13 protein-coding genes are annotated in these 17,332 nt (G+C 40.7%); 3 read left to right on the top strand and 10 right to left on the bottom strand.

Annotated elements, in window-relative coordinates; genetic code table 11:
- Nucleotides 1-16: 16 nt before the first annotated feature.
- Nucleotides 17-4,522 (top strand): EAL domain-containing protein, encoded by a 4,506-nt coding sequence (locus tag FLM47_RS13010; protein ID WP_178956575.1) that lies wholly within the window; start codon nucleotides 17-19, stop codon nucleotides 4,520-4,522.
- 26 nt (nucleotides 4,523-4,548) lie between these two features.
- Here the strand turns inward: FLM47_RS13010 and FLM47_RS13005 are convergent, their stop codons facing one another.
- Together FLM47_RS13005 and FLM47_RS13000 are read right to left on the bottom strand one after the other, a co-directional pair.
- Nucleotides 4,549-5,493: an ion transporter gene (locus tag FLM47_RS13005; protein WP_109874122.1), complete on the bottom strand. Its 945-nt coding sequence runs from the start codon at nucleotides 5,491-5,493 to the stop codon at nucleotides 4,549-4,551.
- An 8-nt stretch (nucleotides 5,494-5,501) separates the two neighbouring features.
- Entirely contained in the window at nucleotides 5,502-8,168 is a 2,667-nt protein-coding gene (locus FLM47_RS13000; RefSeq protein WP_178956574.1) for a bifunctional acetate--CoA ligase family protein/GNAT family N-acetyltransferase, read from the bottom strand.
- A 379-nt stretch (nucleotides 8,169-8,547) separates the two neighbouring features.
- Between FLM47_RS13000 and FLM47_RS12995 the strand changes: the two genes are divergently transcribed.
- Nucleotides 8,548-9,264, top strand: a complete 717-nt coding sequence (locus FLM47_RS12995; RefSeq protein WP_075169840.1) for an SIMPL domain-containing protein — start codon at nucleotides 8,548-8,550, stop codon at nucleotides 9,262-9,264.
- On the opposite strand, the gene FLM47_RS12990 is transcribed toward FLM47_RS12995, so the two are convergent.
- The 8 genes from FLM47_RS12990 to FLM47_RS12955 all read right to left on the bottom strand — a co-directional run bounded on the left by FLM47_RS12990 (nucleotide 9,256) and on the right by FLM47_RS12955 (nucleotide 16,286).
- Nucleotides 9,256-9,915, bottom strand: a complete 660-nt coding sequence (locus tag FLM47_RS12990) for a hypothetical protein (RefSeq protein ID WP_178956573.1) — start codon at nucleotides 9,913-9,915, stop codon at nucleotides 9,256-9,258. The two genes, FLM47_RS12995 and FLM47_RS12990, sit on opposite strands and share 9 nt — an antisense overlap.
- Nucleotides 9,916-10,019: 104 nt before the next feature.
- Nucleotides 10,020-11,852, bottom strand: a complete 1,833-nt coding sequence (locus FLM47_RS12985) for a DUF885 family protein (RefSeq protein ID WP_178956572.1) — start codon at nucleotides 11,850-11,852, stop codon at nucleotides 10,020-10,022.
- Between the two features lie 84 nt (nucleotides 11,853-11,936).
- Nucleotides 11,937-13,073 (bottom strand): radical SAM family heme chaperone HemW, encoded by a 1,137-nt coding sequence (hemW, locus tag FLM47_RS12980; protein ID WP_138609264.1) that lies wholly within the window; start codon nucleotides 13,071-13,073, stop codon nucleotides 11,937-11,939.
- Complete coding sequence (locus FLM47_RS12975) at nucleotides 13,070-13,669, bottom strand: XTP/dITP diphosphatase (protein ID WP_138569545.1); 600 nt, start codon at nucleotides 13,667-13,669, stop codon at nucleotides 13,070-13,072. The genes hemW and FLM47_RS12975 overlap by 4 nt, the downstream gene beginning before the upstream one ends.
- A 2-nt stretch (nucleotides 13,670-13,671) precedes the next feature.
- Nucleotides 13,672-14,115: a DUF4426 domain-containing protein gene (locus tag FLM47_RS12970; protein ID WP_055012523.1), complete on the bottom strand. Its 444-nt coding sequence runs from the start codon at nucleotides 14,113-14,115 to the stop codon at nucleotides 13,672-13,674.
- Nucleotides 14,116-14,173: 58 nt separating this feature from the next.
- Complete coding sequence (locus FLM47_RS12965) at nucleotides 14,174-14,707, bottom strand: YggT family protein (protein WP_178956571.1); 534 nt, start codon at nucleotides 14,705-14,707, stop codon at nucleotides 14,174-14,176.
- A 26-nt stretch (nucleotides 14,708-14,733) separates the two neighbouring features.
- Nucleotides 14,734-15,555 (bottom strand): pyrroline-5-carboxylate reductase, encoded by an 822-nt coding sequence (gene proC / locus FLM47_RS12960; protein ID WP_138609266.1) that lies wholly within the window; start codon nucleotides 15,553-15,555, stop codon nucleotides 14,734-14,736.
- A 17-nt stretch (nucleotides 15,556-15,572) separates the two neighbouring features.
- On the bottom strand, nucleotides 15,573-16,286 hold the full coding sequence (locus FLM47_RS12955) for a YggS family pyridoxal phosphate-dependent enzyme (protein ID WP_178956570.1): 714 nt from the start codon (nucleotides 16,284-16,286) through the stop codon (nucleotides 15,573-15,575).
- Between the two features lie 2 nt (nucleotides 16,287-16,288).
- Between FLM47_RS12955 and FLM47_RS12950 the strand changes: the two genes are divergently transcribed.
- Entirely contained in the window at nucleotides 16,289-17,329 is a 1,041-nt protein-coding gene (locus FLM47_RS12950; protein ID WP_010391590.1) for a type IV pilus twitching motility protein PilT, read from the top strand.
- Nucleotides 17,330-17,332 lie beyond the last annotated feature (3 nt).

Here is a 17,332-nt window from a genome sequence, read left to right as displayed (position 1 = left end):
TCAGCATAGGAAACACATGGGCATCTGTATTAATAGGTTTATCACAGCCATGTTTGTGCTATTTATGCTCATAAGCCTCGCTGCAACAGCGCAAGTAAAAAGGCTATCCCCGAGCGAAGGGTTATCTCAAAGCTACGTTAATACTATGCTTATTGATAATAATGGCTATTTATGGCTCTCTACTGAAGGAGGGTTAAATCGCTACGACGGCTATCAGGTTATTCCAATTAATGGCCCAAATGGTGAGTTAGAAGAGACCATTATTGATCGCATATACCAAGATCCAGAAGGACAAATTTGGATTGCTTCCTTGTTAGCGGGGCTTTTCAGGTATGACCCGCAAACAAATACCTATCAGCAGTATCTAAAAAAGCCAGTGACAGAAGAGCAAATTCTTCAGCAGTCTGTTTTTACTATGTTGGCCACAGATGATAAATCCTTGTGGATTGGACAAGGGCGAGTGTTTGCAAAACTTGATATAGCCAGTGGCTCTATTACTCCTTTATTTAAGCTGCCTGAGCAATTTGAAAATGCATTTGTACGTACCTTGTTTCATTACAATGGCTATATCTTTATTGGCAGTACAGACGGTGCTTATGTATTTAATATTGCAACGCAACAAGTACGCCCTCTAGAGCATTTAAGCGAAACCGATGTACACATCTATCAAAACAATGTGAAGTCATTTGCACTGGGTGATAGTAATCAGTTATTGGTTGGGGCTGTTAAAGGTTTATACGCTGTTGATATTAGCAATATAGAGGCATTGTTTAATAATAATGAGCAGTCATTTACAAATGAAAAGCTGCTGGCTGATTTAAATGTTTGGGATATAGATAATCAGCAGGGGGTTCTTGATTTAGCAACAGACAAAGGTCTGCTCAGCTTTAATTTGACCACCAAAACGGTGGTTAAAAATAAACGTATTCAACAAAGTAAATACACCCTTGCCGATACCAGCATTATTGATATGGTAAAAGATAAATCAGGCGGTATGTGGCTTGCGACTAAAACTGATGGTGCTTTTTATTTATCGGGAGACAACTATAAGTTTTATAATGTAGAGGGAAATGCTCTGGGAGGGGATGGATTTTCGCATCACTCAGTCTGGGCAATTAAACAATTCCAAGATAAGTTATGGTTAGGTACCCATAATGGTTTAACTGCGGTTGATATAAAAAATAACACCTCAACGGTGTATTTAAAAGATTATAAAGTTGATTTACTAACCACAGAATTTACTATTTTCAAAATTATGCCTTACAAAAATAAACTTTGGTTACAAACAAACCGAGGGCTGTTTATTTTTGACCCCCAAACCCAGCAGCTTACTCAACCTAAAACTGCCAGCCCCAAGAACCAAATATTTTTAAACGACTGGATGCATGGTATTGCCTTGTTAGAAAATGGTGATTTATATTTTGTTCACCCTGATCATGGCATGTTTAAATATAATATTGATAGCCTGATTTTAACCCCATTAAAAGGCGAGTTTTCCCAATTTGACCCGTTCTTAGCACATGGCTTTTTAGCGCCATTGCCCTCTCAGCCAAAGTGGCCGCTATTTTTTAGTGGTGGGGTGTTATACCAGTTTAATCCTGATGAGCTCAGTTTAAATACCCTTTATAAAGTACCCAAACATCATGACAATGTTGCAGTGAGAATTCTTTCGTATGTTGAAGACAGGCAAGGGATTCTATGGCTCTCTTTATCTAACTTTGGTTTGATTGGAATTGATGCCAGCAGCTATGAATTAGTGCATACCATTGATTTAGATAAAAATAAATTAGGCACACTATTATACGATATGGTGCTAGATGAAGAGGGAATGATTTGGATGAGTAGTCATAAAGGAATATGGCGACTAAACCCTAACACTATTCATTTTCAGCAGTTTACTACATCAGACGGGGTGCTTTCTGCTGAATTTAATAGTGGTGCTATGGCAAAATTAAATGATGGACGAATTGCCTATGGTAGCCTTAAAGGCTTTACCTATTTTGATCCCAAAGAGAATAAAAATAGCCAAGGTTTGTTAGAACATGTCAACATTACTCGCATTAATTTAATGTCTCGAGACTTGTCGATTAACTTACAACAGCCATTAAAAAATATTACTTTAAATCATGATGATATAGGGCTTGAAATTGCGTTCTCAGCGATGTCATTCAGTTTTCAAGAACGTATTATTTATGAATATCAGCTCGATAAAGGTAAAAAAAGTTATACCCGTAATAATCGCGTGGTGTTTCCTAAATTAAACCCCGGTAGCTACCAGTTAAAAGTCTGGGCAAAGGATCCGTTGACGGGTGAGTATACTCCGCCAGCAACGTTAAATATTAAAGTGAAATACCCGTTATGGCGGGCCCCTTACTTTTTAGCACTTTATGCTATTTTGTTGATCACTGTAGTGACTGCATGGGTGATGAGACGTAACAAAATACAGCGTATTTTATTAGCTGCACACAAAGAAAGCCAAGATAGCGAGGCGCGCTTAAAGCTTGCGCTAGAGGGGAGTGAATCGGGGGTATGGGATTGGCAAGCAAATCAGTTAAATATTTATCAGCCAAGGTTAGTCAACGAATTAGGTTATGCGGAAGACTCAGTCAGTTTAGATGACTACTTAGATAAAGTTCACCCACAAGAGCGTGCTATTTTTAGGTTAGAGTGGTTAGAATTTTTATCAACTGACAAAGGATATTTTAACTGTACTTACCGATTGCGTCATGCCAAAGGTCATTGGCGCTGGTACAAAGACTTTGGCAAAGTGGTTGAATGGAATGAAACAACTCCGCAAAAAGTAGCGGGTACGTATACCAATATGACACGCGAGATGGCATTTGAAGAACACGCTCGACTATTTACTGCCGCGTTTGAGCAGACTCGAGATTGGGTGTTTATTTTAGATAAAAACTTTAATATACGTGCTTCAAATAAGTCGCTACAAGCGGCTTTTGCTTTATCGGCAGAGCCTCGTTCAACTCGCTCACTTAATTTAGGTATGACTCGCAGTAGCTATTTTGATTATTTACGCATTATGCAAAAACTTGAAGTAGGTGAGCATTTCTCATGTGAAGATACTGTGGTATTGGCTAATAAGGAACAGCGCCATGTGTTAGTAAAAATAAGCGCTGTAGCGGATGAAAGCCAAAGATTAAGCAGTTATGTGGTTATTTTAACGGATATTCATGCCCAAAAGTCAGCTGAGAATGAGCTACATTTATTAACTAATTACGATTCATTAACGGGTTTGCCAAACAGAACTCTGTTTAACGACCGAGCTATGCATGCCATAGATCAAGCGCGTCGCCATCACAGTAAAGTCGCTTTAATACACGTAAATATAAAACGCTTTAAATACTTTAATGACTCATTTGGGACAGAAAGCGCTGATGAGATCATTAAGCTGGTGGCAAATCGTTTAAAAATAGCATTGCGTCCCTGTGATAGCGTAGCGCGTTTAAGTGGTGGTGAATTTGTTATTTTAGTTGAAGATATTCAACAAATAGAAGAAGTATTACTTATATGCACCAAGCTTATGGATTGTGTGAGTAAAGACATTGCTATGAATAACCAAAGTGTGAAGGTTCATCTAAGTATTGGGGTGGCGCTTTTCCCCGATGACGCGACGCATTATAAAGCGCTGTTAAAAGCATCAAATGTGGCGCTCTATTATGCTAAAGATGGTTTAGAAGGTGGTTACAAGTTTTACAAACAAGAAATGAATCAAAAAATTGAAAGGGCGCTGCATTTAGAGTCGCAATTGATCAAAGCGTATCATGAGCACGAGTTTTGTAATTACTATCAACCTATAATTAGTACATCTACACAAAGAACGGTAGGCTTTGAGGTGTTATTACGCTGGCCTGAAAATCAGCTAGCTAGTACGCAAGAGTTTGCAAATGTGGCTGAAAATATTGGTTTAATTACCAAAATTATGCTGCAAACATTTAAAAGAGCACTTGTACAGTTGGTGCGTTGGCGCAAGGTGAATCCCGATTTATATTTATCAATTAATTTATCAGCACTTGATTTTGAGTTTGCTGAGCTTATACCTGAAATTCGCCAGGCATTGAGTAATGCGGCACTACCGCCTGAGGCCATTGTATTTGAAATAACGGAGTCTATTTTAATGAGAGACTCAGAGTATGCGCTTAAAAATATGGATGCACTAAAGCAGCTCGGGTGTAAATTATACATGGATGACTTTGGAACGGGTTATGCTTCATTAACGTATTTAAAGCGCTTCCCCATTGATGTATTAAAAATTGATCGTAGTTTTGTGCAAGATATTGGTATTGATTCGGATAATGAAGCGATTATCCAATCCACGCTGACTTTAGCCAGCAGTTTAGGTAAAGAGTGTATTGCTGAAGGGGTTGAAAGCGCACATCAACTGGCCTTCTTAAAAGCTCAAGGTTGCAGCTACTTTCAAGGTTATTTGTTCAGTAAAGCGGTGCCTAAAGAGCAAGTGCTTGAGCTCATTGAACGCGATTGGCAGCCTGTATTTTCACAAGCTTAAAGCGCCTCTGCTTTGTGTATGTGTTATTAAGGGCGCTTACCACAATGGCGACAAAATAAATGTGAGCTGCGTTTATTAAGTTCCGCTTTTATTGCTTTATTAGCTTCTAACTTACTTAACCCGAGTTTGTAGCGAAGATCTTCTAGGTGATGTAATTGCTCGTCGGAGAGTTTACCGTCGGTTATTTGCTCATGGGTGGCATCTTCAAATAACTGACGACGTTTACGAACTTGCTCTGAAAAGCTCGACGCTAATAAACCAGTGGGTATAGCCACCATGCCCATGCTTACTAGAGTGATGACACCACCAAACAGCTTACCAATCGGTGTTATTGGCACAACATCACCATACCCAACTGTAGTTAGTGTTGCCATTGCCCACCACATAGCGGCTGGAATTGAGCCGAACTTGTCTGGTTGAATGTCATGTTCTAATAAATAAATACCGCATGAAGCTAAAATAAGTACTACTGCCATAATAAAAAATGCAGCCAATAATGAACTTGATTCATCAATAAATGCCTGTAATAACAGCTGCATAGCCCGTGAATAACGAGTGAGCTTAAATACTCTTAATAAACGTAGTACGCGTAAAAAACGTAAGTCTAAAGCAAAGAAAAACATTAATAGACTTGGCAAAATGGCGATTAAATCGATGATAGCCAGTGGTGATAAAATATAGCGGATCCGCTTTTGTGTATTGGAGCAATCCATAGAGGCGTATTTTACTCTATCTACACAGGTCCAAGCACGTATTAGGTATTCAGCACTAAATATGGCAACCGATACCAGCTCTAACATTAAAAATTCGTTGTAGTACGCAGTGGCAATGCTGTGCACTGATTCGAGTACGATGGCCACCACATTTATCATAATAATAGTGATTAGTAGGGCATCTAAAAAGTGACCGGCCCGTTGGTACTTACCTGAAGACTCAAATACTTGGTTGATGGTTTGTCTAAGTTTCTGCATAATAATTATTATAATGTGAGTAACATATTGATACTGCCTTCTTCAAAATCACGACTAATTTTAAATCCGAGTTTACGAGCCAGCTCAATCATGCCAGTGTTTTCAGGTAGGGTGATCCCCTCAACGGTTTTTACCCCTTGGCGCTTACAATGAGAAATTGCTGCATTCATTAAAATACGTCCTAATCCAAGCCCTTGGCAATCAGAACGTACTACAATAGCAAACTCTGCTTGTAAGTTATCTGGGTCCATAATCACTCGTGAAACCCCTAGGGTGTGCTGTTGCTCGTCTTGTGTTTGGGTAACAATAAACGCCATTTCGCGGTCGTAATCAATTTGCGTCATTTTCGCGAGTTGATCGTGGTTAAATTGTGGTAACTCACCAAAAAAGCGTTTATACCTATCTTCTTTGGTTAATGACTGGTCAAACGCTTGATGTGCTTGCTCATCTTCAGGTTTGATTGGTCTGAGCGTTGCGAAGGTATTATTTTTTAAAGTGACTTGTTCAACTAGTTCAATAGGGTAAGGACGAATAGATAAACGTTTTCGATGTGCTTGAGCCTGATACTGATTCAAATTCATGGTGGCATCAAGCACTAAAAACTGGCCATTACTTGCTAAAATAGGATTAAGTTCTAATGAGGTGATGTCCGGTTGATCAACCACCAATTGAGAAATTCGAGTTAGTAGTGAACACAAACGATATTTATCTACTTTTTCTGGCAGAACACGATCTTTAAGTACGCCTTTATCATGGGCGGCGGCAATTAAATATTTAGCTAGGTTCATATTCAGTGGTGGCAAAGCGACTGCGGCTTGTGCATATTCAAGCCCTGTACCGGCTTCACCTAATAAAATAACCGGCCCAAAATTAGGCTCTGTTTTAATGGCTATACGCAGCTCGTTAGCTCCCGCTCGAGGTGCCATTTTCTGTAATGAAAAACCATCAATTATGGCATCAGGGTAGGTGTTCTTTATTCTTAACAGCATGGCAAATGCGGTTTGCTCTACCTCTTGTGCATCATTGAGGTTTAGTACGACACCGCCGACTTCAGACTTAGAGGGAATACTGGGGCTAATCAATTTCAATGCCACTGGAAAGCCCAGCTCTATTGCTTGCTCTTTGGCTTCGGTTGGAGTGTAGGCAACTTCAGTTTGAATACAGTCAATGCCGTAACTACTTAAAATATGACTTGCTTGATGGGTTGATAAGTAATGTTGTTCATCATTTAAAAACTCTTTTATAGTCGCTTTCGCTGCTGCTTTATTAATAGTGGCATCGTCAGTATTTGATTCTGGCGTTTGAGTTAAATGCTTTTGGTTACGACGGTAGCTTACTAAGTGCATAAAGGCGCCTACCGCCCCTTCTGGGGTACGATAGGTAGGGATGGCGTTATTAGCGCAGATGCGTCTTGCAGCAAAAGCAGCATCTTCACCCATAAAATTAGTAATTACATACGGGCGTGCCATTTTCGGTAATTTATTTAGCGCCTCAACAATAACCTGAGCGTAATTTTCACTTGGGGCCAAAGCCGATGGAGTGTGGATGATCAGTAAGTTTTTAACTTCTTTAGCATTTAGTAATATTTCTAACGCATGCTTATAACGCACTGGCGCAGAATCGCCAAATATATCGACCGGATTGGCAGCGGTGTCTGAATGCGGGATCACTTTATTAAGTGCTTCGCGAGTTTCATCACTGAGCTGAGCAAGTTTTCCTGAGCTTTGAATGAGTTCATCAACCGCCATCACTCCAGGGCCGCCACCATTGGTTAATATGGTAAGTTGCTCTACTTGCAGTAACTTAGGATGCATTGCCAAGGTTTGGGTGGCGGCAAAGAGCTCACGTAAGTCGTTTACTCTTAGCATACCCGCACGTTGAAACATGGCATCATATACCGCATCTGAGCTTTGTTTTCCGCCGGTGTGTATTTCAGCGGCGAGAGCCCCTGCGCTGGTTCTGCCAGTTTTAATAGCAATAACAGGTTTAGAAAATGCGGCTGCTCGAGCGGCAGAAATAAAGCTGCGGATATCATCAATATTATCGATGTACAGTAAGATGGCTTTGGTTTTAGCATCACGACCTAAAAAGTCGAGTATTTCGTCAAACTCAATATCTAAACAATCCCCCATAGATACAAAGTATGAAAAGCCAATTTCTTTATTTTTTGCCCAATCAAGAATAGTTGAGCAAACTGCTGCAGATTGCGATACAAAAGCCAGTTTACCTGGTGTGGCAACAGTATGAGAAAAGCTTGCATTTAAGCCTATATGCGGAATAAGCAACCCTAAACAATTTGAGCCAAGCAGGGTGACTTTATGCTTAGCTGCGCTCTCTTTGAGTGCCTGTTTTTGAGCTGTAGTTAAACCATCCGCAATAATAATGGCACTATGACAGCCAAGCGTACCTAGCTGCTCAATAATTTTCATTAAGGTGTTTTTATTGGTACAGATAACGGCTAAATCAGGCACTTTAGGTAAGGCTTCAATACTGGGGTAAGCCAATACGCCGTGTACCGCTGTATGATTTGGGGTAACGGGCATAATAGGCCCTTTAAAGCCACCTTGCAGTAAGTTGCGCATTACCACATTACCCGCGCGAGTGGCGGTGTTTGATGCCCCAATAACAGCAACAGAGCTTGGGTTAAAAAACTGGTTAATACGTTTTAGACTCATTGCGTTTCCTTGGCTGATTAAGTTTTGCGTTCTGTACTGTCTCAATGTAACCTGTTTATTGTGTTTTTTCGAGCGTGAACATGCTTATTATTGATATTAGGGTCTGTTGACCTTTCAAGGTTAAACTTGCAGCTGTCTGTTTGGTATTTAGGCAAGGCAGAGCCTATGTGGTGTGGTATTCCCCATAAATAGGCGATAACGCAGCATAAATGCCAAACAGGCGCTGCCCGAAGAGTTCTGCCTAGGGGCGATTTACTCTTTGTTGCTCGGTTTTTACTTAGCCCACTAGGTTACAAACCTCGCGCCGCGATTAAATCGCCCCTAGTTTGAACAAATTTTAATCCGCAAAGGTCAACAGACCCTAATCAAGGAGAGTGAAGTGAATAAAATATCGAATGTAACCGTTGTTATGGCAGCAGTTTGTTTAAGCATCGGCTTAATTGCATTGGGCTTTATCATCAAAGGAGCCGCACTTGATATTAAAGGCATGGAGCGCACTGTTCAGGTCAAAGGCTTAGCAGAGCGTGAAGTGGTCGCTGATACTGTTATTTGGCCGCTGCAGTTTAATGACGCCGATAACAACCTTGAAAAGCTTGTTGAGCGAGTTGAGCAAAAAAATGATGCTGTAATTGCCTTTTTAAAGCTACATGGCTTTGACGATGAGGAAATATCGACAGGCACTCAATCTATTATTGATAAGCAAGCGCGTGAATACGCGAACGACAATCAAAAGTTTAGATACGTTATTAGCTCAAATATTATTGTTTACTCTAATGCCCCTGATAAAGTTAAAAACGCACTGAGTAAAGTGAGTCAGTTAGCTAAACAAAATATAGCCATAGTGCAAGATAACTATCAAACTCGTATTGAATATATTTTTACTGGGCTTAACGATATAAAGCCAGCCATGGTGCAAGAAGCCACAGAAAAAGCTCGTGAAGTAGCAAATAAATTTGCGAAAGATTCAAACTCCCTTTTAGGTAAAATTAAAACCGCACGCCAAGGGCAGTTTAGTATTAGCGATCGGGATTCAAACACACCGCAAATTAAAAATGTACGCGTGGTTACTAGCGTAGAATATTACTTATCAGATTAGTGCCGCTACTTGTTCAGTAGAGCGCTGTAAATATGCGGCGCTTAATAGCAAGGTAATTTCGCTTGGAGGGTCGTTTTTTAATGCCTCAAGCAATTGTAATTTTGCTCTAGGATTTTGTTTTTGTTCTATTTCCATTAATGCCAGTAAGGCTGAGAATTCATGCTTTACCGGAATGTTAGGCTTATGTGCATAAACGATATAGCTGGCCACAGGAGTGAGCCCGTACTGATTGATTTGCGCCAATGCATGCAGTAACTCTTCATTAGATTCAAATAACATTAACGAGCGAACATAGTTAAAAGGCAATTGACTCGGCGCTGCGTGCTTGAACACATTATGTAACACGTTATTGCCATGGCTATCTGTACTAATAAAGCCTTTATTTAATTTAAGCGCAGGAGTAAAAAAGCTCAGTGCATCTAAACTGGTTAGCTTTTCAATAAACGGCGCTGGTGGCGTATTGCTCGCTAAAATTCGCACGGCAATGTTTTGCATAAAATCGTATTTAATACTCATGCGTAACGCGCTTTCAAACAGGTAATTAAGCTGCATCACTTTTTGAGCGTCAGTAAGCTTTTTAAAGTCGTTATCAAGCTCATCAAACTGTTGTTGTTTAATACGCGCATTGAGTAGCTGTATGCTTAGATCCATTCTGTTCTCCTTGAATACCTACTTTATCCTAGCTTAATTTTTTGCTTTATAAAACAAAAGGCCGCAATTGCGACCTTTTATATGTTTAAGTAGTTACTTGATAATTAAGCTTGTTTGCTAGCAACCCACTCATCAACAAAGTTTTCTAGAACGTTCAGTGGTACAGGGCCATTCTTAAGCACTACGTCGTGGAACTGACGAATATCAAACTTGTCGCCAAGTTGCTCTTTAGCTGCTTCACGTAGTTCTAATATTTTCAGCATACCTACTTTGTAAGCCGTTGCTTGTGATGGCATTACAATATGACGCTCAACCATTTTTACACCGTCAGAAGTGGCGTTAGGAGTGTTGTTAACGTAGTAATCAATACCTTCTTGGCGAGTCCACTTCATTGCGTGAATACCGGTATCAACCACTAGACGACAGGCACGCCATAACTCCATAGCTAAACGACCAAAATCTGAATACGGGTCTTCATAAAGGCCCATTTCTTTTGGTAGTAACTCTGAGTATAAACCCCAACCTTCAATGTAGGCTGTGTAACCACCAAATTTACGGAACTTAGGCACGCCTTCTAATTCTTGTGAAATAGCAATTTGCATGTGATGACCCGGAATACCTTCATGGTAAGCTAGAGCTTCCATTTGGTAAGTTGGCATTGCTTCCATGTCGTATAGGTTGGCGTAGTAAATACCTGGGCGAGAACCATCTGGCGCAGGTTGTTGATAAAACGCTTTACCTGCCGCTTTTTCACGGAAAGCTTCAACACGTTTTACTATCATGTCGGCTTTTGGCTTTACAATAAACAGCTCATCTAAGCGTGTTTTCATGTTATCAATTAAGCCTTTAGCTTCACTTAGGTACTGCGCTTTACCCGCTTCAGTATTAGCAAGGTAGAATTGCTTGTCGGTTTTCATAAACTGCATAAAAGCGTTTAAGTCGCCCTCAAAGCCAACTTTATCTTTAATAGCACGCATTTCATCATGAATACGTGACACTTCGGCAAGACCAATAGCATGAATTTCTTTTGCAGTAAGGTCTGTCGTAGTTGTACGTTTAAGCGCGTTATTGTAAAACGCTTCGCCATCAGGGAATTTCCAAGCACCGTCACGGTCATCAGCACGTTTTTCTAGCTGTGCAATGTAGTTAATTAACTTAGAGTAAGCAGGTTTAACTGCTGTTTTTAATGCTTTAGTCGCTTTACTAATAAGTGCATCTTTTTCAGCTTGGTCGATTTCTAATGCATTTACCTTGCGTTTAAAGTCAGCTAAAAGCGTAGAATCTTCACCTTGTTCAAACGGCGCACCTTTAATGATGTTTTTGCTTGAATCAATCACGTGTGGAAATACAAATTTAGGTGCAATAATGTTTTTATCGGCGCGAATTTCTAAGCCGGTAATAAGTTGCTCAAATACACCTGGCACCCCATTTAAACGAGCAATGTAATCGTTGGCTTCTTTTACGTTGCTAATTTGATGCTGGTTAATTAAAAAAGCCGGCACCATAGAGTGCGTACCAAACATCTGGTTTACTGGGTAGTTATGGTAACGCCATTTAAAATCAGCAATGCTGGCTTCTAAATCTTGTTTTTTTAAATCATAACTTACTTGAGTCGCTGCATCTAATTGCGCACGGTTAATGCTGTTGAGGGTGACCAAATCGGCTTTAGTTTGCGCCAAGTCTTTAAGCGCTTTTTCTTCGCTGTTGTCATCCCATTTATCGTAATCTTTTTTGATGCCCATGTAGGTTTGATAAACTGGGCTGCTCATTACATCACGATTAAAAGTGTCTTCAAAAAAAGCATTCGCTTTATCAATTTCACTTTGTACCGGTTGAGCTTGAACCGCCGGTGCTGGCGTTGATTGTTGTGTTGCTTGTTGGCAACCAGCAAGCAGTGCCACGCTTACCGTGGCAGCAATTAGAGTAAGTTTACGCATTCGTTTCCCTTTTGTTGTTAGAAACCCATTAGGGTATTTTAATTTTTCATGTATTTACTTTACATGCGCATAACGCCAAAAGCGTTATACGAACAATTCTAGCAGGTCATTTAAAAAGCGATGGCCTTTAAGGCTTACTTGCCAATGGCCGTCTTTTTCTATTAATAAACCTGTGTTAATGGCTTTATTCAAAGCCGCTTGTTGGCTTTGTAATGGCTGATTAGTCAGTGCACTGTAGTCTTCAATCGGGCATGGCTCTGTTAAACGAAAGCGATTCATAAAAAATTCAAACGCTAAGTCGTCTTGTTCTACTTGCCAGCTTTTGTACAAGTAGGGCTTAATAATGTCCATGTAGCCCCGTGGATGTTTAACCTTTTCAGTGCGTGTTATCACCCCCGTTTTCGCATCAGTGACCTTACCATGGGCGCCACAGCCAATACCAAGATAATCGCCAAACCGCCAATAATTCAAGTTATGTTGGCATTGAAAGCCCGGTTTTGCATACCCCGATATTTCGTATTGCTGATAGCCTGCTTGTGCTAATAATGCTTGGCCTTGTTCTTGAATATCCCATAAGGTCTCATCTTGCGGCAACGTGGGCGGTTTTGAAGCAAATTGTGTATTAGGCTCAATGGTGAGCTGATACCAAGAAATATGTGGAGGGCTCAGGGCAATAATTTGTTTTAAATCACTTAGTGCGTCATCGAGAGATTGCCCTGGTAAACCATGCATTAAATCAAGGTTAAAGCTATTCAACCCTGCTTCAGTAGCTTGTTGTGCCGCATAACAGGCTTCATCGGCACCATGAATTCGGCCTAAGGCTTTTAACTTATCATTTTGCATGCTTTGCACGCCAATAGAGATACGGTTAATCCCTGCTTTTACATAATCTTTAAAACGGCCAGTTTCGACTGTGCCCGGGTTTGCTTCAAGGGTTATTTCACAGTTATCGCTTAAACCAATTAGGTTATCGATTTCATTGAGTAAACGGGTATATGCTGCGCCGGTTAATAGGCTTGGCGTGCCGCCGCCAATAAAAATACTGTGAATTTTTCGCCCTTGTACTAAGTGTAAATCAGCTTTTAAATCGTCAATTAAGTGCTGTACATATTCAGCTTCAGGGATGTCACCTTTTTGCCCGTGGCTATTAAAGTCGCAGTAAGGGCATTTTTGCACGCACCAAGGCACGTGCACATATAAACTCAGTGGAGGAAGGTTCACAGGCCGCCTTTGTGTTGTAACTCTTGTAGTAATTTATTAAGTGCTTGCCCACGGTGACTTAGTGCATTCTTCTGCTCTTTTGTAAGCTCTGCACTGGTACAATTTTCTGATGGTACAAAAAAGATAGGATCGTAACCAAAGCCACCTTTACCGTGTTGGCTAAGGGTAATTTCGCCCTCCCAGCTAGCACTGCAAATAAGTGGAGTAGGGTCGTCGGCATGACGCATTAGTACCAACACACACCAAAAGCGAGCGCTGCGATTAGGGTTGTTGCCTAAATCAGCCAGTAATTTATCGATATTATCTTGATCGCTTGCGCTATTTCCTGCAAAACGAGCAGAGTAAACACCTGGCGCGCCATTCAGGCCATCCACTTCTAAGCCTGAATCATCTGCAATAGCAGGCAGTCCGGTAATTTTAGCCGCATGACGCGCTTTAATTATCGCGTTTTCTACAAACGTGGTGCCTGTTTCGGCTACGTCACTGACATTAAAGTCGCTTTGCGGTACAACATTAATATTAAGTGAGCTGAGCATGTTAGCCAGCTCATTCACTTTTCCGGGGTTACCGGTTGCAAGTACTAAGGTGTTGGTCATATTTAATCTACGTAAAATTTTTGCTTAAACTTTAATGTTTGAAACTGATTACCTTGTTGGATTTCAATTTCAAAACGTAAAATTTCTTCGTTGGTGTAATCTACTTGTGCTAGGTAATAAATTGAATCGCCTTCAACGACTTCTTTAAAGTTAAGGGTTTGCTTGTTACCTAATAAGTTTTTAGCGATACCTTGTAATGTCGCTTTTTGAGCGGCTTTATCTGCATTATTTTTTAATATTGAAATATTAACAATACCTTTATAGCCACTACGCTCAAGGTCATAGGCTTTAGCTATTTGCGGTTGAATAAACGTTGATGGAAAGGCTATGTAATGAACTTGCCAAGGGCCTAGTTCTTTGTATTGGGCGCCTTGTTCTTGAGCGCTGTGTGCATTAAATGCTAAAGCGAGACAAGCAATAAAACAAAACTTTATTAAACGTTGCATGGTTAACTCCTGAGTATGTAAAAAAGAGGCGCTAGGCCTCTTTTATATTACGTTGTGCTTAAGCTAAAAGGTCCATTAGCAGCATTTGTAAAAACTGAATGCCGATGATCAGTACCAATACCGATAAGTCTAAGCCTCCTAGTGGAGGTAAGATTTTACGGATCGGCTTTAACATTGGCTCAGTAAGCTGATGGAATACCGCTTCAATTGGGTTATAGCCTTGGCTTACCCAGCTTAAAATAGCGCGGACGATTAACACCCAAAAGACTAAATTTAAACCTTCTTTTAAAACAGTTATTAGCGCCTGTATAAGCACAGGTTGAATAGCCCAAGAGCTATAAATAAGCCACATTAATGTACTTATTTTTGCCGCAGCCACTATAAATGCCAGCAACAAAGAGGCTAAATCAAGCCCGCCTAGCCCTGGAATGATTTTTCGCAGCGGGTTAACTGCAAACGAAGTGGCTTTGACCACAAATTGGCTCATCGGGTTGTAAAAGTCGGCTTTTGCCCACTGTAGCCAAAAACGCAGTAGTACCACCATTAAAAATAGATCAAACAAGGTGCTAATTAAAAATTGCATGGCATTCATAGTATAACCTTCAATAAAAAATGGTTTTAAAGTTCTTGTTCCATTTGCACTGCACGCGCAATACACGCATCCATTGCATCACCCACAGTTTGGGTTAAACCTTGCGCTTTTAAATGCTCAACAGCTGCATGCGTGGTACCGCCTTTTGAGGTTACATTTGCACGCAGTTGCGAAATGCTAATATCTGGTTGGCTAAGTGCCATTTCAGCTGCGCCTAGCGCTGTTTGCTGTACTAAGCGACGCGCGTCTTCATCATTAAAGCCAAGTGCTTTCGCTTTTTCTTCAATCGCTTCCATAAATAAGAAAAAGTAAGCTGGCGATGAGCCTGTCACAGCAATGATATCGTTAATTTGCGATTCTTGCTCTACCCACACAACTATACCTGTACATTCAAAAACTTGTTGTACAAATTCATGTTCGCTTTGCGTTTCGCCAGCGCCATATAAGCCCGATACACCACGGCCAAGTAACGACGGTGTATTTGGCATACAACGCACCATTTTCACATCTTGGCCAAGCATTTCACGTAAGCGTTTAACGGTTAAGCCTGCAGCGACTGAGATAAATAATTTATCACTAAAGTCGATGCCTGAATCTTGAAATGATTGGCACAAGTCGCCCATCATTTGTGGTTTAACAGACAGAACAATGACATCTGCATCGCGCATAGCTTCGTTATTATCACTGGTGGTTTGCACCTTAAAGTCGGATGCTACCTTGGCTAGTTTTTCTTGGTTGCGGTTAGTTGCAATAATATTGTTTGCGTTAAAGCCGTTTTTTACCATGCCACCAATGATGGCGTAGCTCATATTACCTGTGCCTATAAATGCGATTTTTTTATCTGACATATGTCTGTTATCACCTTTTAAGTTCGTGTTCCAAAAATATCTGTGCCGATCCTCACCATGGTTGAACCTGCCGCTATGGCAGTCTCTACATCGTTACTCATCCCCATCGACAACGTATCTATATGAGGATATTGGGTCTGTAGTTTATCAAAGCAAGTTTGTAATTGCTCAAAATATTGAATTTGCGTGTTAGCATCGTCACTTTTTGCAGGAATAGCCATTAGTCCGCGTAATTTTAACTGTGAACACTGACTTATAAATTGCGCTAGTTGGTCAATCTCTTCTATGGTACAGCCTGATTTAGCATCTTCTGCGCTAATATTAACTTGTATCAGTACATTAAGAGCGGGCATTTCCTGTGGGCGCTGAGCGTTTAAGCGTTTTGCTATTTTTAGTCTATCGACGCTTTGTACCCAGTCAAAATTAGCAGCCACCAAAGCGCTTTTATTTGACTGTATAGGGCCAATGAAATGCCAAACAATATCGCTAAATGTGGCTAGTTGCGCTATTTTATCTACAGCTTCTTGAACATAAGATTCACCAAATTGGCGTTGCCCTTGCTCATAAGCTGCCATAATATCAGAGGCGGGTTTGGTTTTAGATACTGCAAGTAACGTAATTTCGTTACTATTACGCTGTGCATTTTGCGCTGCCTCTGCAATTCTAGCGTAGGCGGATGTGAGTCGTTCTGCTATTGTAACCATATATTTATCAGTTAGTTGTGGAGTCATAAATGGATATCACCGAATTATTGGCATTTAGTGTGCAACATAAAGCATCAGATTTGCACTTATCATCAGGGGTGTCACCTATGATACGTGTTGATGGTGATGTGCGACGTATTAATATACCAGCACTTGGAGATAAAGAAGTCAGCAGTCTGGTTTATGACATTATGAACGATAACCAGCGTAAGGACTATGAACAAAATCTCGAAGTGGATTTTTCTTTTGAAGTCCCTAATTTAGCACGTTTTCGTGTAAATGCCTTTAACTCTAATCGTGGTCCTGCTGCCGTGTTTCGTACTATCCCGAGTGATGTATTGACACTTGAAGATTTGGGCGCGCCGGAAATATTCAAACAAATTTCAGATAACCCACGAGGCTTAGTATTAGTTACCGGCCCTACAGGCTCAGGTAAGTCGACTACACTCGCAGCCATGGTGGACTATATAAATCAAAATAAACATCATCATGTACTGACCATTGAAGATCCTATCGAATTTGTGCACGATAATAAACTCAGCTTAATTAACCAGCGTGAAGTTCACCGCGATACACATAGTTTTTCTAATGCCTTGCGAAGTGCATTGCGTGAAGACCCTGATGTTATTTTGGTAGGTGAGCTACGAGATCTAGAAACTATTCGCCTTGCTATGACTGCTGCTGAAACTGGTCACTTAGTGTTTGGCACTTTGCATACCACGTCGGCACCTAAAACCATTGACCGTATTATTGACGTATTTCCTGGTGAAGAAAAAGACATGATCCGCTCTATGCTCTCGGAATCATTGCGTGCGGTTATCTCACAAACACTGATCAAAAAGGTCGGTGGAGGGCGAGTGGCTGCACACGAAATCATGTTGGCAACGCCTGCTATTCGTAACTTAATTCGTGAAGATAAAATTGCTCAAATGTACTCATCGATTCAAACCGGTGCGTCGCAGGGCATGCAAACCATGGATCAATGTTTAACAAACCTTGTTAACAGAGGCATTATCACTCACTCAGCGGCGTATACAAAAGCACAAGATAAGACGCAGTTTAGCGCTTAAGGA

This window comes from Pseudoalteromonas sp. Scap06 (genome assembly GCF_013394165.1).
Lineage (GTDB): Bacteria > Pseudomonadota > Gammaproteobacteria > Enterobacterales > Alteromonadaceae > Pseudoalteromonas.
The sequence above is the reverse complement of the archived record's forward strand: the minus strand, read 5'-3'. Positions and strand labels throughout refer to the sequence as shown.